Source organism: Phyllobacterium sp. 22229 (genome assembly GCF_052056495.1).
Taxonomy (GTDB): domain Bacteria; phylum Pseudomonadota; class Alphaproteobacteria; order Rhizobiales; family Rhizobiaceae; genus Phyllobacterium; species Phyllobacterium myrsinacearum.
In genome coordinates this window covers 15,924-39,516 of the sequence record NZ_JBQEPA010000018.1, presented here as the reverse complement: position 1 = coordinate 39,516, position 23,593 = coordinate 15,924, and the positions used below count along the sequence as shown (strand labels likewise).

At 60.6% G+C, this 23,593-nt stretch carries 24 protein-coding genes and 2 tRNA genes; 15 read left to right on the top strand and 11 right to left on the bottom strand.

The features are described 5' to 3' along the window. Positions 1-47: 47 nt before the first annotated feature. From ACTJJ7_RS20405 to ACTJJ7_RS20385, 5 genes are all read left to right on the top strand, one after another. A complete protein-coding gene (locus ACTJJ7_RS20405) occupies positions 48-209 on the top strand; it encodes a histidine kinase (RefSeq protein WP_130270850.1) in 162 nt (53 codons plus the stop codon). A gap of 4 nt (positions 210-213) precedes the next feature. After that, the gene (xerD, locus tag ACTJJ7_RS20400) at positions 214-1,140 is read left to right on the top strand and encodes a site-specific tyrosine recombinase XerD (protein WP_440968654.1); all 927 of its coding nucleotides are present in this window, start codon (positions 214-216) and stop codon (positions 1,138-1,140) included. A gap of 35 nt (positions 1,141-1,175) precedes the next feature. Further along, entirely contained in the window at positions 1,176-1,721 is a 546-nt protein-coding gene (locus tag ACTJJ7_RS20395; RefSeq protein ID WP_440968653.1) for a hypothetical protein, read from the top strand. 212 nt (positions 1,722-1,933) lie between these two features. Further along, the gene (locus ACTJJ7_RS20390; RefSeq protein ID WP_105734499.1) at positions 1,934-2,887 is read left to right on the top strand and encodes an acetyl-CoA carboxylase carboxyltransferase subunit alpha; all 954 of its coding nucleotides are present in this window, start codon (positions 1,934-1,936) and stop codon (positions 2,885-2,887) included. Positions 2,888-3,099: 212 nt separating this feature from the next. Next, a tRNA-Arg gene (locus ACTJJ7_RS20385) sits at positions 3,100-3,176 on the top strand. Positions 3,177-3,289: 113 nt separating this feature from the next. Here the strand turns inward: ACTJJ7_RS20385 and ACTJJ7_RS20380 are convergent. Then, a complete protein-coding gene (locus ACTJJ7_RS20380) occupies positions 3,290-3,418 on the bottom strand; it encodes a hypothetical protein (protein ID WP_280952408.1) in 129 nt (42 codons plus the stop codon). Positions 3,419-3,674: 256 nt separating this feature from the next. Between ACTJJ7_RS20380 and ACTJJ7_RS20375 the strand changes: the two genes are divergently transcribed. The 3 genes from ACTJJ7_RS20375 (at position 3,675) to ACTJJ7_RS20365 (ending at position 6,758) form a co-directional block, all read left to right on the top strand. Beyond that, positions 3,675-4,610 (top strand): hypothetical protein, encoded by a 936-nt coding sequence (locus ACTJJ7_RS20375; RefSeq protein WP_440968652.1) that lies wholly within the window; start codon positions 3,675-3,677, stop codon positions 4,608-4,610. A gap of 215 nt (positions 4,611-4,825) precedes the next feature. After that, positions 4,826-4,975, top strand: coding sequence for a DUF1127 domain-containing protein (locus ACTJJ7_RS20370; protein ID WP_091879951.1), 150 nt, complete (start codon positions 4,826-4,828; stop codon positions 4,973-4,975). Positions 4,976-5,192: 217 nt separating this feature from the next. After that, positions 5,193-6,758, top strand: a complete 1,566-nt coding sequence (locus ACTJJ7_RS20365; protein WP_440968651.1) for a VOC family protein — start codon at positions 5,193-5,195, stop codon at positions 6,756-6,758. A 47-nt stretch (positions 6,759-6,805) separates the two neighbouring features. On the opposite strand, the gene ACTJJ7_RS20360 is transcribed toward ACTJJ7_RS20365, so the two are convergent. Further along, a complete protein-coding gene (locus ACTJJ7_RS20360) occupies positions 6,806-7,759 on the bottom strand; it encodes a ring-cleaving dioxygenase (RefSeq protein WP_105734496.1) in 954 nt (317 codons plus the stop codon). 168 nt (positions 7,760-7,927) lie between these two features. Between ACTJJ7_RS20360 and ACTJJ7_RS20355 the strand changes: the two genes are divergently transcribed. Next, positions 7,928-8,902: a LysR family transcriptional regulator gene (locus ACTJJ7_RS20355; RefSeq protein WP_440968650.1), complete on the top strand. Its 975-nt coding sequence runs from the start codon at positions 7,928-7,930 to the stop codon at positions 8,900-8,902. Between the two features lie 171 nt (positions 8,903-9,073). Then, the gene (locus ACTJJ7_RS20350) at positions 9,074-9,349 is read left to right on the top strand and encodes an HU family DNA-binding protein (protein WP_091880272.1); all 276 of its coding nucleotides are present in this window, start codon (positions 9,074-9,076) and stop codon (positions 9,347-9,349) included. A gap of 34 nt (positions 9,350-9,383) precedes the next feature. Here the strand turns inward: ACTJJ7_RS20350 and ACTJJ7_RS20345 are convergent, their stop codons facing one another. Together ACTJJ7_RS20345 and ACTJJ7_RS20340 are read right to left on the bottom strand one after the other, a co-directional pair. Next, positions 9,384-9,926, bottom strand: a complete 543-nt coding sequence (locus tag ACTJJ7_RS20345) for a GNAT family N-acetyltransferase (protein WP_130270862.1) — start codon at positions 9,924-9,926, stop codon at positions 9,384-9,386. Continuing rightward, positions 9,919-10,371, bottom strand: coding sequence for an SRPBCC family protein (locus ACTJJ7_RS20340; RefSeq protein WP_105734493.1), 453 nt, complete (start codon positions 10,369-10,371; stop codon positions 9,919-9,921). Before ACTJJ7_RS20340 ends, ACTJJ7_RS20345 begins: the two co-directional genes overlap by 8 nt. 319 nt (positions 10,372-10,690) lie before the next feature. On the opposite strand from ACTJJ7_RS20340, the gene ACTJJ7_RS20335 reads away from it, so the two are divergent. Continuing rightward, positions 10,691-11,962, top strand: coding sequence for a L,D-transpeptidase family protein (locus ACTJJ7_RS20335; protein WP_130270864.1), 1,272 nt, complete (start codon positions 10,691-10,693; stop codon positions 11,960-11,962). A 33-nt stretch (positions 11,963-11,995) separates the two neighbouring features. Continuing rightward, positions 11,996-12,220: a sulfurtransferase TusA family protein gene (locus tag ACTJJ7_RS20330; RefSeq protein WP_105734491.1), complete on the top strand. Its 225-nt coding sequence runs from the start codon at positions 11,996-11,998 to the stop codon at positions 12,218-12,220. Here ACTJJ7_RS20330 and ACTJJ7_RS20325 read toward each other — a convergent pair. Beyond that, complete coding sequence (locus ACTJJ7_RS20325; protein WP_440968690.1) at positions 12,217-13,377, bottom strand: CobW family GTP-binding protein; 1,161 nt, start codon at positions 13,375-13,377, stop codon at positions 12,217-12,219. The genes ACTJJ7_RS20330 and ACTJJ7_RS20325 overlap by 4 nt on opposite strands. Before the next feature lie 34 nt (positions 13,378-13,411). Then, on the bottom strand, positions 13,412-14,527 hold the full coding sequence (locus ACTJJ7_RS20320; protein ID WP_440968649.1) for a D-alanyl-D-alanine carboxypeptidase family protein: 1,116 nt from the start codon (positions 14,525-14,527) through the stop codon (positions 13,412-13,414). A gap of 179 nt (positions 14,528-14,706) precedes the next feature. Between ACTJJ7_RS20320 and ACTJJ7_RS20315 the strand changes: the two genes are divergently transcribed. After that, a complete protein-coding gene (locus tag ACTJJ7_RS20315; RefSeq protein ID WP_130270870.1) occupies positions 14,707-15,876 on the top strand; it encodes a M20 aminoacylase family protein in 1,170 nt (389 codons plus the stop codon). A gap of 89 nt (positions 15,877-15,965) precedes the next feature. Further along, a tRNA-Arg gene (locus ACTJJ7_RS20310) sits at positions 15,966-16,042 on the top strand. Positions 16,043-16,057: 15 nt separating this feature from the next. On the opposite strand, the gene ACTJJ7_RS20305 is transcribed toward ACTJJ7_RS20310, so the two are convergent. From ACTJJ7_RS20305 to ACTJJ7_RS20285, 5 genes are read right to left on the bottom strand one after another with little or no spacing between them, the layout of a single operon-like run. Further along, on the bottom strand, positions 16,058-17,206 hold the full coding sequence (locus ACTJJ7_RS20305; protein WP_440968648.1) for a glycosyltransferase family 4 protein: 1,149 nt from the start codon (positions 17,204-17,206) through the stop codon (positions 16,058-16,060). Further along, on the bottom strand, positions 17,206-18,447 hold the full coding sequence (locus ACTJJ7_RS20300; RefSeq protein WP_440968647.1) for a glycosyltransferase family 4 protein: 1,242 nt from the start codon (positions 18,445-18,447) through the stop codon (positions 17,206-17,208). Before ACTJJ7_RS20300 ends, ACTJJ7_RS20305 begins: the two co-directional genes overlap by 1 nt. Beyond that, positions 18,444-19,220, bottom strand: a complete 777-nt coding sequence (locus ACTJJ7_RS20295) for a polysaccharide deacetylase family protein (protein ID WP_130270926.1) — start codon at positions 19,218-19,220, stop codon at positions 18,444-18,446. The genes ACTJJ7_RS20300 and ACTJJ7_RS20295 overlap by 4 nt, the downstream gene beginning before the upstream one ends. Beyond that, positions 19,213-20,541 carry an O-antigen ligase family protein gene (locus ACTJJ7_RS20290; RefSeq protein WP_440968646.1) on the bottom strand — a complete coding sequence of 443 codons (1,329 nt, stop codon included), beginning with the start codon at positions 20,539-20,541 and terminating at the stop codon, positions 19,213-19,215. The genes ACTJJ7_RS20295 and ACTJJ7_RS20290 overlap by 8 nt, the downstream gene beginning before the upstream one ends. 17 nt (positions 20,542-20,558) lie before the next feature. Further along, entirely contained in the window at positions 20,559-22,037 is a 1,479-nt protein-coding gene (locus ACTJJ7_RS20285; RefSeq protein ID WP_440968645.1) for a GumC family protein, read from the bottom strand. A gap of 158 nt (positions 22,038-22,195) precedes the next feature. Here ACTJJ7_RS20285 and ACTJJ7_RS20280 point away from each other — a divergent pair, with 158 nt between their 5' ends. After that, complete coding sequence (locus tag ACTJJ7_RS20280) at positions 22,196-23,503, top strand: lipopolysaccharide biosynthesis protein (RefSeq protein ID WP_440968644.1); 1,308 nt, start codon at positions 22,196-22,198, stop codon at positions 23,501-23,503. The last annotated feature ends 90 nt before the right edge of the window (positions 23,504-23,593 follow it).

Here is a 23,593-nt window from a genome sequence, read left to right as displayed (position 1 = left end):
GTTGCAAGATTATGGAACATGGAAAGCCAGCTTGCAAAGTCGATTTGATGCCCACACTGACCCGATTGATCATCACCCTCGCGGTTCTCGCCGGGCTCGTCTACGCGGGGATGCTGGCGCTCGTGACCTTCGTGCACCCGACACAGACGGAACTGACCATCCGCATTCCCACAGAAAAGCTCAATCCCAAACCCGGCAATCCGAAGTAGAGCCATGCGCACAGCAGCAGCGATAGAGACATTTCTTGAGATGATGAGCGCCGAACGCGGCGCGGCGCAGAACACGCTTGAGTCCTATCGTCGCGACCTCGAGGATGCGGCGGGTTTTGCCAGCGCCACCGGCGTACAGCTGACCATGGCCGAGCCCGCAACGATCCGTGCCTATCTCGACGATATCGCCGGACGCGGCTATGCCGCAACCTCGCAGGCACGGCGGCTCTCGGCGCTGCGCCAGTTCTTCCGCTTTCTCTATACGGAAAATATCCGCACCGACGACCCGACGGGCACGCTGGATGCGCCCCGGAAGGACCGCTCTCTGCCAAAAATCCTCAGCGAGGCGGATGTCGAGAAACTGCTGGGACGTGCCGAACTGGAAACCCTGGACACCACCGCCCCGGCGGGCGACCATCTGCGCGCCCTGCGCCTGCATGCGCTGCTGGAAATTCTCTACGCGACGGGGTTGCGCGTTTCCGAGCTGGTCGGCCTGCCGGTGACGGTTGCCCGGTCCGATCACCGCTTTCTGATGGTGCGCGGCAAGGGCTCGAAAGACCGCATGGTTCCGCTCTCCAGCAAGGCCCGCGCGGCCATGACAACCTATCTCGCCGTGCGCGACGCACTGCCCAACCTTGCCGGCAATCCCTGGCTTTTCCCGGCCATCTCCGAAACGGGCTTTCTGGCGCGGCAAGTTTTCGCGCGCGAACTGAAGGGGCTGGCCGCCCGTGCCGGACTTGTGACTTCTGCAATCTCGCCCCACGTGTTACGGCATGCCTTCGCCAGCCATCTCCTGCAGAATGGCGCGGACCTGCGGGCGGTGCAACAATTGCTGGGTCATTCGGATATTTCAACGACCCAGATTTATACCCACGTCATGGAGGAGCGGCTGCACCGCCTTGTCACGGAGCACCACCCTCTGGCAGACTGAACCCATCCCCCCGCGAAACAGGCGGGACCACGGACTTGACGGGACTCTCTATGTGGCGGCTGTTGAAAAAGCTGTTTTCGAGACCAGAACCGGCGCCAGTCGAAGCCGATAGCGAAGTGATGCGCTTCGACGAAACCGGGTTCACGCGGTCCAGCCAGCTGATCCGCTCCATGGGCTGGCGCGAACATTGGGACTGGGGCGAGATCGACGGTTTCGGCTTCTCGTTCAAACAGGCCATGTTTCCCGATCCCTGGTTCGGCGACTATATGGAGAGCGAATGGTTCATCATCGTTGACAACCAAAGCGCACCCGAACACATCTATTTCCATGCGGACTGGCTGAACATCGACCATCTTCCGCCCGCCCTTCTGCAAAACATGCCCGGTCTTGACATCGCCGAGCTGCGCAAGGGCCTGAACAATGCATCGCAGGGTTTTCACTATTACGAGGGCGAAGGCGAGTGGATCGGCTGGCAGCGCCCAAAACCCGCCAAGCGGGCGAGACCGGCGAAGAAGGCAGCACCGAAACGCAAGACGGCACCGGCCAAGCCCCGCGCACCGGCCAAGAAGCCGGATGCATAGGCCGCAGGCCGCCACGCTTTCACCAAACGCGCCACGGGACAAGGCCCTGAGCTTGGCTCTTATCCACGGCTTTCCACCACACCTTCGCCGGAATTATCCCTATAAGTGGCGCCATGAACGCGCCTTGTCGGCCATGCTTCCTTGACATGAGCGTCCGCAACAGCCAGTTAGGTCGTGAAAAATCCACCGTTATGCAGGCAGACACGTCGTCCATGTACAACTATCTCGATTTCGAAAAGCCGGTCGCTGATCTCGATGGCAAGATTCTCGAACTGAAGAAGCTTGCGGAAGAAGGCGGCGCACTCGACACCAATGACGAGATCGCCCGCCTGGAAAAGCGGTCGGCCGAAGCGCTGCGTGATCTCTACCGCAAGCTGACGCCCTGGCAGAAGGCACAGATCGCCCGCCATCCGGACCGTCCGCACTGCATCGATTACATCGGCAGGCTGTTCACCGATTTCACGCCGCTCGCCGGTGACCGCAACTTTGCCGAGGACGAAGCCATCCAGGCCGGTCTTGCCCGTTTCAACGGCCAGGCCGTCGCCGTCATCGGCCAGGAAAAGGGCAACGACACGAAGTCCCGCCTCAAGCACAATTTTGGCATGGCCATGCCCGAAGGCTACCGCAAGGCCGTGCGCGTCATGGACCTGGCCGACCGGTTCAACCTTCCGGTGATCACGCTCGTCGATACGGCCGGTGCCTTTCCGGGCATCGCGGCGGAAGAGCGCGGACAGGCGGAAGCCATCGCCCGGTCCACCGCGGCATCGCTGAACCTGAAAGTGCCCATGGTTTCCGTCATCATCGGCGAAGGCGGCTCCGGCGGCGCCATCGCCATTGCCACGGCGAATCGGGTCTACATGCTCGAACATGCGATTTATTCGGTGATTTCGCCGGAGGGTGCGGCATCGATCCTCTGGCACGATTCCACCCGCGCCAAGGATGCGGCAACCAATATGCGCATCACGGCGCAGGATTTGTACGAGCTGAAAATCATCGACGGCATTATTCCCGAACCCACGGGCGGCGCCCATCGCGGCAAGGATGCGGTGATCGAAGCGACGGGCAACATCATCAACGTCGCCCTGAAATCCATGGCATCGATGGACGGCGAAGCGCTGAAAAAAGACCGGCGTGACAAGTTCCTCGCCATCGGGCGCAATCTCTAAGACATGACAAAGGCCCGGACATCCTCCGGGCCTTTTCATTTCCGACGGAATGCCGCGCATACGCACGGCGGGAAAGGCACTAAGCCGCCGAATAAACCGGGGTGCGACGTTCCGGCAAAAAATTGTTGCGGTTTTTTTGCCAAAGCTGCTTGCAATTCACAGCCCAACCGATTACGAACCGGCCTGCGCAGACGAACGCGCAGATGTGGCACGCGCCCGTAGCTCAGCTGGATAGAGCACCAGACTACGAATCTGGGGGTCAGAGGTTCGAATCCTTTCGGGCGCGCCATTCCTTCCCGACAAAATCGATATCCCTGTTTGCGCGGCCGGCCTTGGCCGATGACGCGGCAATCCCATGCACATTTGCGCCAGATGACGGGACAGAAACTGGGGGCCCTGATTCTAGGCCAGGGAATGGCAGACTTCGCAGATCAGCACGGCGATCCCGACGACGACACCGAAGGCCAGCAGATGCACCCAGACCGGTGTCGTATAATGCAGGTGCTGTTTGTCGTCATACTCGTCGTACACGGCTTCGTTCTCGCGTGGGATTCAGGAGCCCGATCTTGACCCAAGGCCCGGCGAACCGACAGCAAGGCCATGCTCAATGCAGCTTCAATCGGGGATTTCGATTTGCCGTTGCCGCCGCGGCGCCGAAAAGTCTGCCAGCAGGCGGCGTCCCCATGCCCAGAAAATGGGCTTTTTCGCGATCAACAAACTTAACAACTTGTAACTGTATTCCGCTCAAAACCGGGTGTATCCGTTTGCCAGATAACGTGAGACACGCATGGCAAATCACCTCCTCATCGCGGGTACAGGCCGGGCCGGAACGAGCCTTCTCGTCCGCTATCTCAATGCCTTGGGACTGACCACGCACATCAGCAAATCCAATGGACAGACCCATCTGATCGAGGACGCCAATGCCGGTTTGGAGGATCTGATTCTCCATGGCGGCGAGAACCTTCCCTACGTCGTCAAATCTCCCTGGCTGTACCAGTTCATCGATGAGGTGCTCAAGCGCGCCGACATTACGATTGACGGCGTCATCATTCCCATACGCAATCTGGCGGAAGCGGCAAGCAGCCGGATCATTCTCGAATTGCAGCGGCTCCATCACACCCAGGAATGGATGGCTGACGAGGCAAGGACCTGGGACCACTGGGGAGAAACGCCCGGAGGCGCCGTGTATGCGCTCGATCCCGTCGATCAGGCCCGGCTGCTGGCCGTGGGATTTCATCATCTCGTCGAGCGGCTGACACGGGCGGGGATACCGATTTACCTCGTCGCCTTTCCGCGTTTCACCCAGGATCCGGAATACCTTTTTTCCACGCTCCGGGGATGCCTGCCCGCCTCGGCAAACCTCTCATCCATTCAGGCGCTGCACCACAGCCTGATAGAACCTGAGAAGGTCCGGGTGGAATCGGAAATTGCCGTTCAAACCCTGCCAAGACTCCCGGCGGCGACATCGGATGATTTTCCGTCGCTCGAGCAGCTCGACAACATTGCCCTGCGGCGCGAGATCAAGAAGGTGAGGCTTCTTCACGCCGCAGCCATGGACAAGGGCAATCAGGACCGGAGCGCGCTTGAGCAAAAATCACGCGAACAGGATCAGATCATCCTGCGGCTGCAGGGGGAGCTGAGCGCGATCCGATCAAGCACCTCCTGGCGGATGACCCAGCCGCTGCGACACGTGGTTCAAAGGGTCCGCAATCAGCGGCCGTGATAAGCCGGACAATGGCTGAAAAAAGCGGATTTTTGCACCTCTTCCCGGCCGTTCTGATTGACGTGATTCCACCCGCCCCAATTTGGCCATCCACTCCGCAGTTCCTGCAAAGCAGCTATGCATTCTTGTCACTGCAAGTTTGACCGGGCATCGACTATATGCAGCTCACGATCAAGAAATGATCCAACAAACAATAAGTTACCAAGGTGAGTGAAATGAACCTGATCCGCTCTTACAACAACTGGCGCCGTTATCGTGACACTGTCACCGAACTGAACCGCCTGTCCGCACGTGAACTGAACGACCTCGGCATCTCCCGTGGCGATATCGCCTTTGTTGCCAAGAAGGCCGCAGCTGCGCGCTAATCGAATTCAAAGTTGACGTTCGGGATGACCTCCTCCCAGGTTCCGAACGTTCGAAGGCCGGCACTCCTCCTCCCAGCCGGCCTTTACAAATAGCACCCACCGCACCTCCTCCCGCGGTGGGTGTTGTTTTTTCAGGCCCTGCCTGATTGCCGCCCGCCGGCTTTCCCCGTATTGGTCGCTTCCTCTTGGTTGCACGATCCACAGGCGGAGGAACTTCATGACAAGTGGTATCCATCACATCACCCTGATCACCCGCAGCGTTCAGGCGAATGTGGACTTCTACGCCGGTTTTCTCGGTCTTCGCCTGGTCAAACGCACCGGCGGCTATGAAGACGCGACCCAGCTTCACCTCTTCTATGGCGATGCCGCTGCAACCCCCGGTTCGTTGATCACCTTTCTCGTCTGGGAAGACGGATCGCTCGGCCGGGTCGGTTACGGCCAGCCAAGTGAAATTGCCCTGGCCATTGCCCCGGAGGCCATCGGTTTCTGGCTGACCCGCGCCCTCCAGCACAATATTGCCGTCACCGGCCCCGCACAGGAATTCGGCGAAACCGTCCTGCGGCTGAAAGACCCCGATGGCGTGATCGTGAAACTCGTTGGAACATCCGGGGTCACGGGTGCCGCGCCGTGGACCGTCAAGGACATTGCCGAGGCTGATGCCATCCGGCGCATCCGCGGCGCCACTGTCCTCACCGAACAGCCGCAAGCCACCTGCGCCTTTCTCGAAACCTATTTCGGCTTTCACGCCGGCGAGCGCACCGACACGATCGTGCGGATGGTTTCGGCCTCCGGCGATTGCGTCGATGTGCGCGATGCCAGCGGCTTCTGGAGTTCCGCGCCCGGCACAGGAACGATCGATCACATCGCCTTCCGTGCGCCCGATATCGCCCATGCCCAGGCGACCTATAACAGCCTGATCAGGGACGGGTCGGACGCGACCGCCATGCATGACCGCAAGTATTTCCATTCGATCTATGTGCGCGAGCCCGGCGGCACCCTGTTCGAGATGGCGACCGACGGTCCCGGCATGCTTGTGGACGAGACGCTGGAAACACTCGGAACGCGCCTGTTCATTCCGCCGCATTTTGCTGAAGAGGCCGGCAATCTCACGGTGATGCTGCCGCAGTTCGGCCTGCCCGGCGAGGAGCGGTTCCTCTACCGCGAACTGCCTTTCGTGCATCGTGTCTATACGCCCGAACATGCCGATGGCCTGACACTTGTGCTTTTGCATGGCTCCGACGGCAATGAGACCACGCTGCTGCCGCTTGCCGCCAATGCCGCGCCGCATGCCACCCTCATTGGTTTACGCGGGCGCAGCAATGAGGAGGGCATCGGCCGCTGGTTCCGCCGCTTTGGCCCCCTGAGTTTCGACCAGCAGGACATCCGCTCGGAAGCCGAAGCGCTGGCGGCGTTCATCGAAGGGGCCGCCGAGGCCTATCGCCTTGATCTCGAGCGCACGGTGTTTCTCGGCTATTCCAACGGCGCCAACATGCTGGTGGCAACCATGCTGCTGCATCCCGGCCTTGTCAGGAATGCGATTCTCCTGCGCGCGACGAATGTTCTTGAAGAGACACCGCAGACGGATTTGAGCCATGCGAAAATTCTGATGGTCAATGGCGACCACGACCTGTTCGGCGCCAAGACGCCCGATCTCGAAGCACTGCTGCGGCAGGCCGGAGCGGACCTTGCCGTCCAGCGTGTCCATGCCGGGCATGAAACCGGGCAGCATGACATCGATGCCGTGCAGCTATGGATTGAGGCCAACCTTTCCCGCACGGCTTGAGATGCAAGAAGGCCCGGCGCTTATGCGCCGGGCCTCCTTCATTCCGGTTAGACCAGAGGCTTCAGATTTGCTTCGATGGACGCCCGCTTGCCCTCGAGGAACGGCGGCAGGGACAATCCTTCGCCCAGCGTTTCCAGCGGTTCGTCAACGGTGAAGCCAGGACCATCCGTGGCGATCTCGAACAGGATGCCATTGGGTTCGCGGAAATAGAGCGAGCGGAAGTAATAGCGCTCGACCTCGCCGCTGGATGGCATGCGGAAACTTTTCAGCCGTTCCGTCCATTCGTGCAGCTGCTGCACATCCGGCGCCCGGAAAGCCACGTGATGCACCGCACCCGCACCCTGACGGGCCACGGGAAGATCCGGCTGGACCGCGACGTGCAGTTCGGCAGCCGGTCCGCCCTCGCCCATGGAAAAGACATGGACATGACCGGCGCCGTCGGGAGACGGATAGGTGCTGGTCTGGCGCATGTTCATCACGTGCAGGAGAATGGCTTCCGTGTTGGTGATGTCAGGCACGCTGATCGTGATCGGGCCAAGACCGCGGATCTGGTGTTCGGCCGGAACCGGGCTCCTGTCCCAGGGATGTGACGGGCCTGCGCCGCCATCATCGATCAGACGGAACCGCTGGCCTTCGCCATCCTCGAAATCGAGCGACTCACGCCCGCCGGTTTCGCTGATTTCGCCCGACGTGACACCGAGTTCGTCGAAGCGTGCCTTCCACCAGACAAGGCTGGCCTTGCTGCCGACGCGCAGACCCGTGCGCGCAATGCTGTGCGTGCCGCGCCGTTCCGGGCCGACCGGCCAGTCGAAGAAGGTCAGATCGGTGCCGGGCGTTGCCTCGCCATCGGCGTAGAAAAGGTGATAGGCGCTGGTATCGTCCTGGTTGACCGTCTTCTTGACGAGCCGCAAACCGAGGGTCTGCGTGTAGAAACGCAGGTTTTCCGGGGCATTCGCCGTGATGGCGGTCAGATGATGGATACCTGTCAATTGTAGGGACATGGAAGCCTCCTGAATGGGGTTGCCTGGCGCTCATGCGCCGTTGGGGTGAATATCTGCGCTGCCAGCACCGATATAAAGCCCGCTTCGATGCAACCCATGTTCGTTAAAACAGAACGATTTCTCCTAAAACGTCTTTTTCATCGGCACATTGTCCTCTATAAGAGAACCATGAAATGGCGTTTCGATGACCTTGTGACTTTTCTCGACGTGATGGAGACCGGCAGCATCACCATGACTGCCGCCCGGCTCAACCTGTCGAAATCCGTGGTGAGCAAGCGCATCACCGATCTGGAAGCGGCACTCGGCACGCAGCTGTTCCAGCGCTCGCCGCGCAAACTGCTCGCCTCGGACAATGCCCGCGCCTTTGTCGAGCGCGTCCGGCCGCTCGTGCGTGAGATCATCGAGGCGGCCGACACGGTCGGGGAGCGCTACAGCGCCATTCGCGGCACCTTGCGCATCACGGCGCCGATGACCTTCGGCACGTTTTACCTGAGCCGCCTGATTGCCGATTTCGCCCGGCAATATCCCGATCTTGAAATCGCCGTGGAACTCGACGACCGGATGGTCGATCTCGTCAAGGGCGGCTTCGATACCGGCATCCGCATCGGCATTCTCAAGGATTCCAGCCTGATCGCGCGCAAACTGTGCACGGATCCGCGCGTCATATGCTGCAGCCCGGCTTTTGCCGCGGCCAACGGCCTGCCGCAAAACCTCGGCGAACTCGGCTCTTACGCGTGCATCGACTACTCCAACGTCAACACCAGCCAGCTCTGGCAGTTCGAAAACCCGGCAGCCTCCGGCGAACCCATTTCGGTTGCCATGCACGGGCGCATCGTGGCCAACAATGGCGAAGCCATGCGCGACATGGCCATCGCCGGACTGGGGCTGGTGCTCCTGCCCATGTTCATCGCCGCCGAAGCGCTGCGGCGCGGCACGCTCATCAAGGTCTTGCCGGAGGCGAGGCCGCTGCCCTACAGGATCTATGCCGTCTACCCGCCGACCCGGCATGTCTCGGCCAAGGTGCGCGCCTTTATCGACCACGTCGCGCGCCACATCGGCGACCCTCCGATCTGGCAGATGCCTGACGCTCTGCAGAGCGGCGGACGCGAAGCGATGGAATCACGGGCCGAATCACCCGGCTGAATTTGCGGGCGTCATCCGGCTCCGATCGGAAAAATCATAGCCGGTTTTGCAAAAAACCCTGTAAACACTGGGTATAAACCCCGAAAATGCGCTCTATTCCTGATGACAGAGGCGGCAACGCATGCCATACAGACGCCTTCGATCAACGAATATACTGAGGAAACCGCCAACATGAATACGTCCGATCTTATCGAGAAGCTCGTCGCTGATCAGGGTCTTACAAAGGTTCAGTCCAAGGCGATTGTTGATAGCGTTCTTAAGGGCATCACCGATGCCGTCGTCGCAGGCGACGAAGTTTCGCTGCCAGGCTTCGGCAAGTTCAAGGTACAGTCGCGCGCTGCTCGCGAAGGCCGTAACCCTGCAACTGGCGCAACGATCAAGATCGCAGCCTCCAAGAAGGTTGCCTTCCAGCCTGCAAAGGCTCTGAAGGACGCCCTCAACGGCTAATTGCCGTTTGTGCTGATTTCACAAAAGGCGGTGCTCAGGCACCGCCTTTTTTATTGTCGTTGCTGCCGCGTTCGAACCGGAAAAGAATAACGCTGTCGCCATCCTCTTCAAATTCGTCAACCGGCCGAAAGCCTGCCGCTTCCGATGCCCTGATCGCATCGAGATCGCCCGCCTCGTGGGTAATATAGGCGAACCGTTCATCGGAAAAATGCGGGAAGGCGACCTGCGCAAGATATTCCCTCAGCATCAGCGAACCGAGGCCGCGCCCGATATAGTCCGGCTCACCGATGAACAGATCGACGCTGATGCCGTGGTCAAGCGCCGGCAGCTCGTCCTCATAGTCCGCATTGCGGTAGCTCTGCAGATAGCCGAAAGGCAGCTCGCCATAATAGGCGATGTGACAAATATCCGGCGTCTCGCCGCTAAACAATGGCCCGTACTCCTCCGCCACCTCTCCCGGGCTTATCGGGTCCGGCTGGTAGGAATCGCGCATATGCGGCATCATCAGCCACTTCGCCATCAATGGCAGATAGGACAGCGACGCCGGACGGAAGGTGATTGCGGAATGGTCAGTCACGATGGTTCACCGCTTGTTGATTGATAAAGTTTTCGAGACTGTCGAGAGCACCGCTCCAGCCCTGCCTGTGACGATCTCGCGCTGCCTCGTCGTAGAACTTCTCATGGATGAGTGTCAGCAATGTGCCGTCATCCACCCTCTCCAGCACGAGCGTTACCAGCGACTCCCGGTCCGGCAGGGTAATCCAGACCCAGGTGAAGGCAAGGCGCTCTTCAACCACCACCTCGCAATAGACGCCGCTGACATCATGCTGCTCGCCGTCCGGGGTGACGAAGACGACATGATACCTGCCGCCAAGGCGCGGATCGGCTTCAGCCCTCAATGTTTTGGCCCCTGCCGGCCCCCACCAGCGCACGATCATTGAAGGATCGGTCCAGGCGGCCCACACCAGCCGTGGCGGCGCCTTCAAATGGCGTTTGAGCGTCAAAAAGGGTGCAACTGCCATTGTGTTCCTCCATGCATGACTGATGAAACGGGCACGCAACGCGGCCGCTCAGGGGCCGAACACCAACAATTGATGAGGACGCTTGCTTCCTGTCAATGGCGTATTACAGGGCAAGTACGTGTTGCAACGGATGGATCATCTTGGGAAAACAGTGTATTTCGCCATAAATCCGCCCTGTCTTCATTGCAGGTGACAATTGTATGATTGAGCAATTTGACTCATTGCAGTAAGGCTTTATCAACTATACCGGGTGCAAATAGGGGGTTGTGGATACCAATCCACACAATTTCGGCGAAGCGAACTGGTACCAGCTGCGAAGATGAAAATACCGACACATATCCTTGCTCCGTTATTGCTGACCCTGTTTCTGGCGGGTTGCCAGGGCGCGTCGGTATCCGACCTTGCGCCAAAATCCGAAAAGCAATTGTCCGAAAAACTGGTCAAGCTGATGAAGACCAAGGGCATGACCATGACCGCGCCGATCATGGTTCGCATCTTCAAGGAAGAGAGCGTTCTTGAAGTCTGGAAGCGCAAGGACAACGGCCGCTACGATATCGTCACGAGCTACCAGATCTGCAAATGGTCCGGCAAGCTCGGCCCGAAATTCATCGAGGGCGACCGCCAGGCACCGGAAGGCTTCTATGCCGTTCGCCCGGCGCAGATGAACCCGAATTCCAGCTATTACCTGTCCTTCAACACCGGCTTTCCCAACGCGCTTGACCGGGCGCTTGGCCGCACGGGCGCCAATCTGATGGTGCACGGCGCCTGCTCGTCGTCCGGCTGCTATTCGATGACCGATGCCCAGGTTCAGGAAATCTACGCCTTTGCCCGCGACGCGTTCAAGGGTGGCCAGGACTCGATCCAGCTCCAGGCCTTTCCATTCCGCATGACCGCAGCCAACATGGCGCGCTACAAGGATGATCCGAACTATCCGTTCTGGAAAAACCTGAAGGAAGGCTACGATCACTTCGAGATTACCAAGGTCCCGCCGAAGGTCGACGTGTGCGAGAAGAAATACGTCTTCAACAACACCACCGACCCGAACGCTCCGATTGCCGCCACCGCCACATGCCCGCCCATGCAGCAGCCTGAAACGCTGAAGATGGCCTATCAGAGCTATCAGACCAATTACGAGGCCGCATTCTCCTCCATGGTCGGCAAGGGCAGCATCCAGGCGCCGAGCCGTTCCATCCAGGGCCTCAACGAAGCCAAGATCATCGCCGAATGGAGCGCCCGCCGCGCCCGTGGCGAGCGCGTGACCCAGGAGCCGCCGTCCCTGTCGCCGCAGGACAAGGACGCCGCGCTGAAGCCGCAGGTCATGGTCCGCCTTGCATCCGCTGTCGCTGCCGACAAGGCCCGTGACGAGCGTGAGGCCGGCAAACGGCACCGCATGACGGTTGCTTCCATCCCGGCGACGGCACCGGCTTCCACCGCCAACCAGGTCGCCGCCAATGTCGTTGCCCCGGCCCGGCAGACAACCGCTCCGGTACCCGCGCCGGCAGCAGCGCCTGTTCAGGCACCACAGGACGTGACCGCCACGGTGGCGGAACAGCCGGCGAAAAAGGCCTGGTGGAAAATCATCGGCAATTGAGCCGCGCACGTTTTCCTGCCTGGAGGGCCCGCCATGTCGGCTGATATCTATGATCTGCGTGGCCTGAATTGCCCGCTGCCGGTATTGAAAACCCGCAAACGTCTGGAAACCATGCCCGGAGGCAGCCGCCTCTGGGTTGAAACCAGCGACCCCCTCGCCGTCATCGACATGCCGAATTTCTGCCTGACCGACGGCCACCGGCTGATCGAGACGGTGACCATCGAGGGCGGCCACCGCTTCCACATCGAGCGCGGCTAGACTTTCAATCCCGGGATTGCCAGCGGATTGTCGAACAGCGCTGCACGGTCCGGCGTATCGACCTTCGGTTCGTTGAGGAAGGCGCTGAACAGCTGTGTCACATAGCTTTCCGGCAGATCCTTGACGATCAGAACCAGCCGCGTCTCGCGCCGCCCTTCCGGCCATGCGGCAAGCCGCGCAGGCGGATGAAAAATCTGCTGCACGCCGTGAATGACCAGCGGACGCTCCGGATCATCGGCCAGCTGCACGATGCCTTTCATGCGCAGGAGTTTTTCGCCATGGGCCGAACGCAGCAGATCGAGAAACATCTCGAAACCGGCGCGCGGTACCGGCGCATCATGCGTGAGGGAAAACGACCGTATCGCCGCATCATGGCGGTTTACATCGTGGTGATGGTGGTCATGGTCGTGATCATCATGCCCGTCATGGCCATGATGGTGATGCGCATGATGCTCGGCTTCTTCCCGTTCATGCTCACGATCGCGATAGGCTTCCGCCTTCAGCCAGCGCTGCACATCGATGGTTTTGGTCTCGGGATTGTAGACACCGCACTCGAACAGCGCGGCATAGCCAGTGCGCGCATCGCCGACATCGATGATATCGGCACCGGGATTGAGCGCGGCCAGCCGGGCACGCAGCGCCGGCAGACCCTGCGCCGCTTGCGGCATGTCGGTCTTGGTCACGACGATCCGGTCGGCGACCGCCGCCTGCTTGACCGCTTCCTCATGCGCATCGAGCGTTGCCATGCCGTTGACCGCATCGACCGTCGTGATCACCCCGTCCACCCGGAACGCCTGCAGCAGCACGGGATGCCCCATGATCGCATGCAGGACGGGCGCAGGGTCGGCCAGCCCGGTCGTTTCGATGATGACCCGCTTGAGCCGCTTCAACTGGCCGGTCTGCAGACGGTCGATCAGGTCGGCCAGCGTATCGACGAGTTCGCCGCGGACCGTGCAGCACAGGCAGCCGTCGGAAAGCTCGATGACGCCTTCGCTCGCCGTCTCCACCAGGAGATGGTCGATGCCGACATCGCCGAATTCGTTGATGATGACGGCCGTGTCGGCCAGCGCCGGATCTTTCAGCAGGCGGTTCAGCAAGGTGGTCTTGCCCGACCCCAGAAATCCCGTGAGTACAGAAACCGGAATGGGGGCGTTCAGGCCACTCATGATGACATCCTATCGTGCGTTGTTGTTAATTCACTGCTTTTGCCGTGTTGGCCGCATCGGTGATCGAGGCGCGGTCGGGCCGCGGAATCGGGATCGGGATGCGGCTCATATCCTTGCCCTTCGCATTGGTCTTGGAGGGAAGCAGGGCAACGAGTTCCGCCTGCGGTTGATGATCCATCCGGTACATGTAGGGCGAGCCCTGGATGATATGGCCTTCTGCGTCCTTGCCGTCCCAGCTGTCGGAGGCGGCTGCCTCCTTCGAGCAGACGGTCGGACGCATGTTGACGGCGACATCGCGCGCGGCCGGGCCATAGGGCTGCAGGGCCTCCAGTGTCTTGCCGGTTCCGCGGGTCTCAAACCCCTTTGCCAGCAGCTCGGCCGCCTTCGTCGCGCGCCCCTGCTGCTTCAACTCGCCCAGAACGACGGTGATGATGTTGCGGCCATCGCGGGTGGCCGAGCCGACGAGATTGAAACCGGACGGGCAGACAAAGCCGGTCTTCATACCGTTTGCGCCCTGGAACCGGCCGATCAGTGCATTGAAATTGGCCTGGATCTTGTTGCCGGAATCGATCGCCTCAATATCGAAATAATGCATGTATTGCGGGAATTCACGCCGCATCTGCACCGTCAGGATCGCCAGGTCGCGCGCTGTCGTATAGTGATCATCCGAATGCAGGCCATTGGGATTGACGAAATGCGAGCCGTACATGCCCAGGCGCTTGGCTTCGGCATTCATCAGCACGGCGAATTTTTCCGATGAGCCGCCGAGGGTCTCGCCAATCGCCATCGCCACGTCATTGGCCGATTTGACCATGATAATCTTCAACGCGTTATCCAGCGTCAGCTGCGAGCCGGGCTTGTAGCCCATTTTGCTCGGCGGCTCCTTTGCCGCACGGGCCGTCATCTTGATGGGCGTGTCCAGGGTGACCTGGCCTGATTCGATCATGCGGAAGGCCACATAGGCCGTCACCAGCTTGGTGAGGGACGCCGGATACCAGCGCTGGAACGCATCTTCCTGCGACAAAATCTCGCCGGTACCCACATCCACAGTGATGTTCGGACCCGCAAGTGCCGCCGTTGCCAGACCCGCAGTGGTTGACACCACGCAGCCCGAGAGAAAGAGTGCTACAGTTTTCCGCATTCCAGATATCCAGCCTGTCTGTATAAAGAACCAGGGAAATGGCCTTGTGATTTCATTGCCGGGCTTCCCGCCGGGTCGCAATGGCCTTATCTATCCTATGTGGCAGGCAAAAGGCAAAACACCTTTAAACTGTTCACTGAATTGTCAGCTATAGCCCGCACGTTTGGAGTTTCAACACCATGCCCTTGCTCAACCGCGCCATCGAAATGCAGGAAGAAGTCTCCCGGTGGCGCCGCCATCTGCATGAGAATCCGGAGCTGATGTTCGATGTCCACGAGACCGCGAAATTTGTCGCGGACAAGCTGCGGAGCTTCGGCGTCGACGAGGTTGCCACCGGCATCGGCCGGACCGGCGTTGTCGGCATCATTCGCGGCCGCCATGGCGAAGGGCAGACGGTTGGCCTGCGCTCCGACATGGATGCGCTGCCCTTGCATGAAATCACCGGCAAGCCCTATGCATCGAAAACCCCCGGCAAGATGCATGCCTGCGGCCATGACGGCCATACGGCCATGCTGCTCGGTGCCGCGCAGTACCTCGCCGAAACCCGCAATTTCAAGGGCTCGGTCGCGGTGATCTTCCAGCCGGCGGAGGAAGGCGGCGGCGGCGGCCGCGAAATGGTCAAGGAGGGCATGATGGAGCGCTTCTCGATCTCCGAAGTCTACGGCATGCACAACACGCCCGGCCTGCCCGTCGGCCAGTTCGCCATCCGCAAGGGGCCGATCATGGCGGCAACCGACGAATTCAACATCACCATTGAAGGCCGTGGCGGTCACGCGGCGCAGCCGCACCGCACGATCGACCCGGTTGTCATCGGCGCCCAGCTTGTCAATGCGCTGCAGACCATCGTCTCGCGCGGCACCGATCCGCTGGATTCGGTCGTTTTGTCCGTCACCAAATTCCATGCGGGCGATGCACACAACATCATCCCGCAGAAGGCCGAGCTGGCAGGCACGGTGCGCACGCTGCGCTCCGAAATGCGCGATTTCGCCGAGAAGCGCCTGCGCGAAGTGGCCGAGGGCGTGGCGACGGCTCTCGGCGCTGTCGCGAGGATTGACTACGACCGCAATTACCCCGTCACCTTCAATCACGACCAGGAGACGGAATTTGCCGCGCGCACGGCGCAGAGCGTTGCCGGCAGCAATGCCGTCAATCTGGAGGTCGCCCCGATGATGGCGGGGGAAGATTTCTCCTACATGCTGGAAGCGCGCCCCGGCGCCTTCATGTTCATCGGCAATGGCGAGAGCGCCTCGCTGCACAACCCGGCCTATGACTTCAATGACGACGCCATTCCCCACGGCATCAGCTATTGGGTGCAACTGGCCGAAAGCGCCCTTCCCGCCGCATCCTGACATTTTGAGGCGCGGCCCCTGAAGATGCGTGCATTTCACGCATCTTCAGACTTGGCGTTGCCGCGGAAAAACAGTATGTCTGGCCGCATGGTCCCGTAGCTCAGTAGGATAGAGCGACAGATTCCTAATCTGTAGGCCACTGGTTCGAATCCAGTCGGGATCACCACTTTTCCCTAAGAGATCAGGGTGCCTTGCGTTTCAAAACCGCGTTGTAAACGTCAAGCGTCTGGTCCGCAATGTTCATCCAGCCATATTGCTCCGCCACAAGGGCACCCTGCTCCGCCGCTTTGCGCGGATCGAACGGCACGGCGAGCTTTGACCGCATGGCCGCAGCCAATTGCTCGATGTCGCCAAGCGGGAAATAGTCCTGTGCGGGCAGCCCGATTTCCAGATTGGCCGTGATGTCGCTGGCAAGCACCGGCAGTCCCGCGCCCATGGCTTCGAGCAAAGCAATCGGCATGCCTTCATGGCTGGAAGGCAGCACGAACAACCCGGCATTCTCATAGAGGATGGAAAGATCGTCGCCCGTCTGCATGCCGGCAAGGATCACACCGGGAACATCAGCGGCACGTGTTTCGATGTCCTGCGAATACTGCGCCATGTATTCGGCCGAGCCGACCAGAACCAGCCTGACCGTGGGATCGGCCAGTTTGGCAAATGCCGCGATGAGATCGTGCTGGCGCTTTTCCGGCACGATGCGGGCAACCAGCATGATATAGCGCCGCGGCGTCAGCCCAAGTTTCCCGAGAATGCCCGTATCCGCCTGGCTCCGGCGGATCGTCACGCCATTGGGCACATATTGCACCGGCACGCCGTAACGGCTTTCCATTGTCCGCGCGATATCGTTGGACACGGCAATGCGGCCGCTGGCAAAGCGCATGCCGGCCTTCTCGCCCAGTTTCAGCATGAGCTTGGCAAGGCCGCCCCATTTCTGCCGGTCGTAGTCATAACCATGATGGGTAACGACGACCTTCAGGCCAAGGAGGCGCGCCAGCGGCGTCAGCAGCGCCGGGCCGATGGCATGGATATGCAGAATATCCGGCCGATGATAGGCGGCGAACAACACGCCAAGCGCCGTATGGGCGATTGCCTCGAATTTCACCGAGCCGGGCGACCACAGCGGATGCACTTTTACCCGCTTCCACGTATAGGGATCGGGTGTCAGCAGATAGCGCCTGCGGCCGAGAACCGTGACATCCCAGCCCTTGTCGACAAAATGCCGGCTGAGTTCCTCGACATGTTTTTCCACGCCGCCCTGCACCTCCGGGATGCCGCGCAGGCCGAGCATCATCACCGTGGGCTGCCTTGCTGCCCCGCGTCCATCCGCCATCACGACACTCCAAGCGTGGCATAGAGCCCGGCCATACGGTCGCGATAGGCAGCCGCCGAGAAGTCGCGGGCGATCCAGTCGCGGCCATTCATGCCCATGCGCGAACGCGCCGCCGGCGTCAGTCCGGCCATGGCACCGATGGCGCGCGCCAGATCGTCCGCATCGCCGGCAATGGCGGTCATGCCCGTTTCGCCCTCGCGGATCATTTCCGGAATGCCGCCGATGGCCGCGCCAATCACCGGCCGGCCCAGCGCATAGGCTTCCAGGATGCTGACGGGCGCGTTTTCATACCATTCGGAAGGCAGGACCAGTGCCTTGGCTTCGCCGATCAGGCGGCGCAGATTCTCACCCGAAACATATCCGGCGAACGTGACATCCGCGCCCAGTACCGCAACAAGGGCCTTGAGCATGGCCTCGTCCGGGCCGGTTCCCGCAATCACCAGCCGCTGCTTTGCCAGCGCCGCAGCGCGGATCAGCGTAACCAGTCCCTTCTCCGGCGCAAGGCGCCCGGCAAAGACGAAATAGTCGCCCTCGTTCCAGCCGGTGGCGAATTCCTGCGTATCGACAAAGTTCGGGATGTAGACGAGCTGTTCCGCCGGCCAGCCCCATTCGATCAGCTTCTCACGGTAGAACCGGCTCGGTACAACGAACCTGTCCACCTTGTTCCGGTAAAGCCCCAGCCCGCGATGCACGATGGTCTCCAGGAAGACCAGGCCGCTGAGGGCGAGCGAGCCCTTGATGCAGCGGTGCCGGACGACATTGTAGATCCGGCCGCCGCGGCACTCCTCGCAGACATGGCCGTCAACCAGCATCTTGTAGGCGGGACAGGCGAGCTTCAGGTCATGCACGGTCATCACGGTCGGGATACCCGCCTTTTTCAGCGTGGCAAAGATCGAAGGCGAAAGATGATGATAGACATTGTGGGCGTGGGCGATGTCGGGCCGGGCCTGCCCGATCAGCGCTTCGATGCTGCGCTGCGCTTCAAAGGAGTAGATGATCTTGCCGGCCTGGGCGACCTTGGTCAAAAGGCTGCTTTCCCGCCCATATTCGATTTCAGAAACAAAATGCTCCGACCACGCAGAGGCGTCATTGTCCGGATGCTGCATGGCAAAGGGAATGACCTCCCAGCCGATCCCGGTAAAGAGCTGCATGTGCTCGAGAAAGATCGCTTCGGCACCGCCGCGCCGGTAGAAATAGTTGTTGATCGCCAGCAGGCGCTTCGTGTGGGCGGATGCTTTCACGACGAATGCCTTTCCGCGCTGAACTGTTCCAGCGCGTCGCGTACCGGCAGGACCGTGCAGCCGCGCGCCAGCGCATAGGCAACGAGACGTTCGAATGTGTCCGCCGTGCAGCCAAACGGCGTCGGCTGCGGCGCGATATCATGCGTGAAAAAGATGAGCCAGCCAGGCTCCGCGATCAAAGTATCGATCCAATGGGTCAAGCCGAGCGCATGGCTTTCCGGCTGGCGGATTTCCACGCCCCAGAGAAAGGCCGGATTGACGGCACCGCGATTGATGCGTTCGCCGCCGGCGCGGCAGGTTTCAAAGCGGCTGCCGAAAATGCCGCGCCCCCGGAACGAGCCGGCATTGTAGGGATAGGCGAAATTGCGGCGATGCTCCTGCGGCGCAAGGCCGTCGAGATAGGCCTTGTTGCGCTGCAGATCGGCGGCAAGCCGCCGGTTGCCCATATGAGACACCTTCGTGTGGGAAAATGTGTGGCAGCCGATCTCATGCCCCTGCTGCGCCAGGGCCCGGCATCCGTCGCGGGAAATGAGCCTGCGCCCGGGTTCAATCTGTCCTTCCAGCGACCCGGCGATGTAGAACGTGCCGCGCACGCCATGGCCTTCCAATATCCGTGCGCCGTTGGTCAGCGCCGTGTCAGGCACATCATCGAAGGTAAAGGACACGACCGGGCGCGACACGGGTATGTGCAGGCGCGGCCCCGGCATCCGGCGCATCAGCCTGTCGGTGATCCGGTCCGACCAATAGTCCAGCTTTTTCAGAATGTCAGGCATGGGCGACCGTCAATTTACCTTGCGAGGATGGTGGGCTGACAATGTTCGCATTGGCTTGCAGGCGCAGGCCGAACACGGCGAAGAGGAATGCAAACCATAACGGGCTGCCACTCTGGAAGAACATGCTTTCCACGCAGGCCGTATAGATCCCGTAAAGCCAGATGCGAACAAAAAGCCGTGTGAGGGCCGAATTGTTGGATGTCGCATCCGCCCTGCCTATGTCGCGCAGCGGCAGGAAAAGCAACCATATAAGCGTGAGAACCAACCCCGGTATCCCGGTTGTCAAAAGTGTATCCAGATAGCCGTTATGGCCATTATAGGCGGCAACGGCCCATGTCTCGAGCTTGCCGCCACTGTAGACCAGTTCCTCGGTCTGCCAGAACGACTGGAATCCATACCCCGTAAAGGGCTTTTGGGCGATGGCGGAAAAGGCAAAACGCCAGATGTCCGTCCGGTTGGTGAAAGTCGCGTCGATGCCGGCAGCGGTGATGAGAGACCGTATCGGTTCAAACACCGCCGATCCGACGGCAAGAATATTGAACACGGCAATCCCGCCAATACCGATCAGCGCCCGGGTCCACTTCCAGCGCTCGAATATCCAGGCAAGGATGAGAACACCCGGCAATGCGGCGGTGGATGTCTTGCCGCCGGTGTGCAGCAGAAACACCACCGAGAGGACGATGATGGCAATACCCGCCAGTCTCTGGCCCGCGCTATGGACAAACAGTCCGAAGAACACCGCCATCACCATGACAGCCGCCGCGACGTTCTTGTGGGGAAATTGACCGCGCCAGAAACCCGCATTCATCGGCTCGCGGATTTCCGATGCCTGGTGAATGGCCCGCGTGGGAAGGGCGATGACGCCAAAATAGGCAAAGCCCAGCATAATGAGCGTCGCGAGGCCGAGCAGCTTGCCAAAATGCCGGTCGGACTGCGGCAACAGCAGGAAGATGCTCGCGTTCACGCACACCAGAATGGCAAGGACGATGCGCTTGAGGGCGATATCCGGATGCGCGGACAGTGCGGAGACCAGAATGAACCAGGCGAACAGCAGAACGATCAGCGCGCGCGGCTGCATGATCGTCCGGCGCATCGGGCTGCTGAGCCCGTAGCCGATCAAGCCTGCCGAGAGAACCAGCGTGACGAGCTGATTGACCAGATTGGAGTTTCCAGCGCTCGGATCGACGGAAGCGTCACCCGTCAGATCGACATAGGGCGTTGTGGTAATCCAGAAAAACAGAAAAATCGCCACAAACAGCAATGCGCCGACACCACCCGCAGCAGTGGTCGTGGGCGCAGTTCTGGTTTCGATTGTTCCCATAAAAGAACGTATCCTGCTTACCTGTTCTTTGCCTTGCGCTCGGCGCGCATGACCCCAAGCAGGCCGGTGGCCACGGCAAGGAAAGCGCCCAGGCCCAATCCGGCGAATGCTCCGCCACCGGCAAGCAGCGCCGTGCGCGGCGGCCAGCTGCGGCGCAGCGGCGGTATGGCGGACGAGATCACCCGGATATTGGTGCTGTTGAGCTGCTGGCGCTCCGTCGTTTCGCCGGCCCGGGTCAGGAAGGTCTGGTAGATGGCGATTTTCGTCGCCATATCGCGCTCCAGATCGTTCAGCCGCACCTGTGCGTCATTGTCCATGGAAACGGAGGAGCGCGCACTGGCCGCCTGCTGCTTCAGCGCATCGACGACGGATTTTGCCTGATCCAGATCGACCTGGGCGGCCCGCAGGATGCGCCCGGTTTCCTGCGATATCTGCTGCTCAAGTCCACCCAGCTGCGATCTGGCGCGGATCAGCCCGGGATAACGCGGCCCGTAGGTGATCGACATGGAATCGACCGTCTGCTTGACCGTCGCATATTGGGCGCGCAGGCTGGCGAGCGTGGGCGACTGCAATGTCGCCGACGGGCTTGTCTGGCTGGGTGTCGAGGCCGTCAGTTCATTGTAGCGCGACTGTGCTTCGACCAGCCGGGCATTGGCATCCACCAGCTTCACGTTGATCTGTGCCATGGACTGCGAGCTGATCAGTTCGCCGGCGCTGGTCTGGAGACCGTGATCGCGCTTGAATTCGGCCACCTTGGCTTCCGCATCGGACGCACTCTGTTTCAGCTCCGCCAGGCGGTCGGTGAGCGCCGAGGCCGCGCGTCCGGCGCCATCCGCCTCCGCCTGGGCGACTTCCTCCTGAAAAGCTTTCGCCAGGGCATTGGCAATACGGACCGCCATATCGGGATTGTTGGCCCAGGCCGCGATGGTGACCATGTAGGAACGCTCCTGGCGGCGGGCGGTTATTCTCTCGGACAGGCTGCGCATGGCCGCCAGCGTCTTGTCGGCAACCGCCGGCTTGCCGCCGAACAGCGACCCGAGACTGAGGCCGGGACCATCGGTACCGACAAATTCCGGATCGCTGGCAAGGCCAAGCTCGCTGACAACGCGCCGCAGCACATTGCCGGAGGTCAGCACCAGCATCTTGCTTTCAACGTCAAGCAGCTGCGTGTCGCCCTGCTGGTTCTGCACGTAGATGTCGTTCGGCAGGACCTGGAGATTGGCCGGCGGCACGAGCAGGTCCGTATAGACGGTATAACGCGGCTTCGCGCCCATCCCGTAACCGATGCCGATCAGCGCACCGACGACAGCCCCGATCAAAACCCAGTACCACCGGGCAAGCAGCCAGGAAATCAGCACGCTTACGTCGATTTGCGGCAGAGAGAAGGAAGTGGCAGGGGCTGGTTTGCGCGCGTCACGCACGGGAGGTTCGACGACAGGTCCCTTGATAGGAGCTGCCGGCTGCAGTTTGCCCGTCGCGTCACGCAGTTTGTACATTCAGCAATACTCTGTAAGCATCAATCAAACCGTAACGGTTTAATGGTAATGTATATCTAAACGATAGATTGCAAATTTTGGTTAATAAATGGCTATCTCCTTTTGGTCCGCTGAACAATAAAGATGAAAATGTCAGCCCTCCGCCCAGGTTTCAGAACATGAAGAAGTTGAATGCTGCGGAGATCATCGGCGGATTGCCGCGGCTCCTGCCGATGATCATGTCCTATGCGGCGTCGAGCGGCAGCCTGCTGATCGCCAATGCGGCGCAGCTGGTGACATTCGCCATTCTTGCACGCTCCTTTGGCGCCGTCGAATTCGGTGTCTTCGTTTCCGTGACGGCGGTCACCAGCATTGCCGTGCATCTGTGCGGCCTCGGCGCCTCGGAATGCCTGGTGCGGCGGGTGGCGCGCGACCACGCGATGTATCCCGTCATGATGGGGCACAACCTCATCCTGACGCTGACGAGCGGCGTCGTTTTGGTGCTGCTGGGGATCGCCATCCTGCCCTTCTGGATGAAGCTTTCGCCCGATCCTGTCGAGAATGTCATCGCGATCCTGCTGATCCTCATCACCAACGTCATCCTGGTCCGCATCATCCTCCTGACCGAACAGATTTTCATCGGCCATTCGCAATTTGCCGCCGCCAACCGCTCCGTGGTCGGCTTCGCCTTTGCCCGGACCGCCGCCGCGGCGCTTGCCTGTCTGGTATTCGGCGTGACCAGCCTGGTTGACTGGGCCATATGGCAATTCACGGCCCATGTGCTGGTCCTCATCGCCTATATGTGGTCACTGCGCAAACTCGGCCGGCCGCAATACCGGATCGTGCGCGAGGAAATCCGCCTCGGCATTCTGTTTGCCACGCCCTTCATCTTCCGCGCCATCCGCCAGAACGTCGACCTTCTCATGCTCGGCATCATGGCCAATCCCGAGGTCGTCGGCAGCTACGGCGTCGTGCGCCGTATCGTTGACAGCAGCTATCTCTCCATCGATGCCATGAACCGCCTCGTCTATCCGGGTCTTGCCCGCCTGAGCGTCGACGGCATTCACAACGCGATCGGACGGACCAAGAAAATATTGCTGGCCGCCCTCGGTATCGGCATCGGCTCGGCTCTTGCAATCTTCATTATTGCCCCGTTCCTGCCCATCCTCTTCGGCAGCGAATATGTGTCATTGGTCTCGTTCTGCCGGATTTTGAGCGGAACGGTGGTCTTCGTTGCCATCTGGTCGGTCGCTGTCGATGCGCTTGGGGCGGCGGGATATCACGGCCCCCGGGCGGCGATTCTCAACACCGCCAATGCGCTTGGTGCGGGACTGATCGCCTGGGCCACCTGGGTCGCGCCGCCGCTCGGAACCTTCATCTCGATTTATGTCATCGAAATCGCCATCATGATCGCCGCATGGATCGTTCTTCTTCGTCTGGCGCGCAACAGCCGTATTGCCGCACAGGAGAGATCGTTTACCACGTAAAATTTCTTCCCGTCAGAATTGAAAAATCGCGTCTTGGTTGCATTGACTAAGGGCTTCGATCATCGAGATAGTGCGGACTATTAGTCGCAA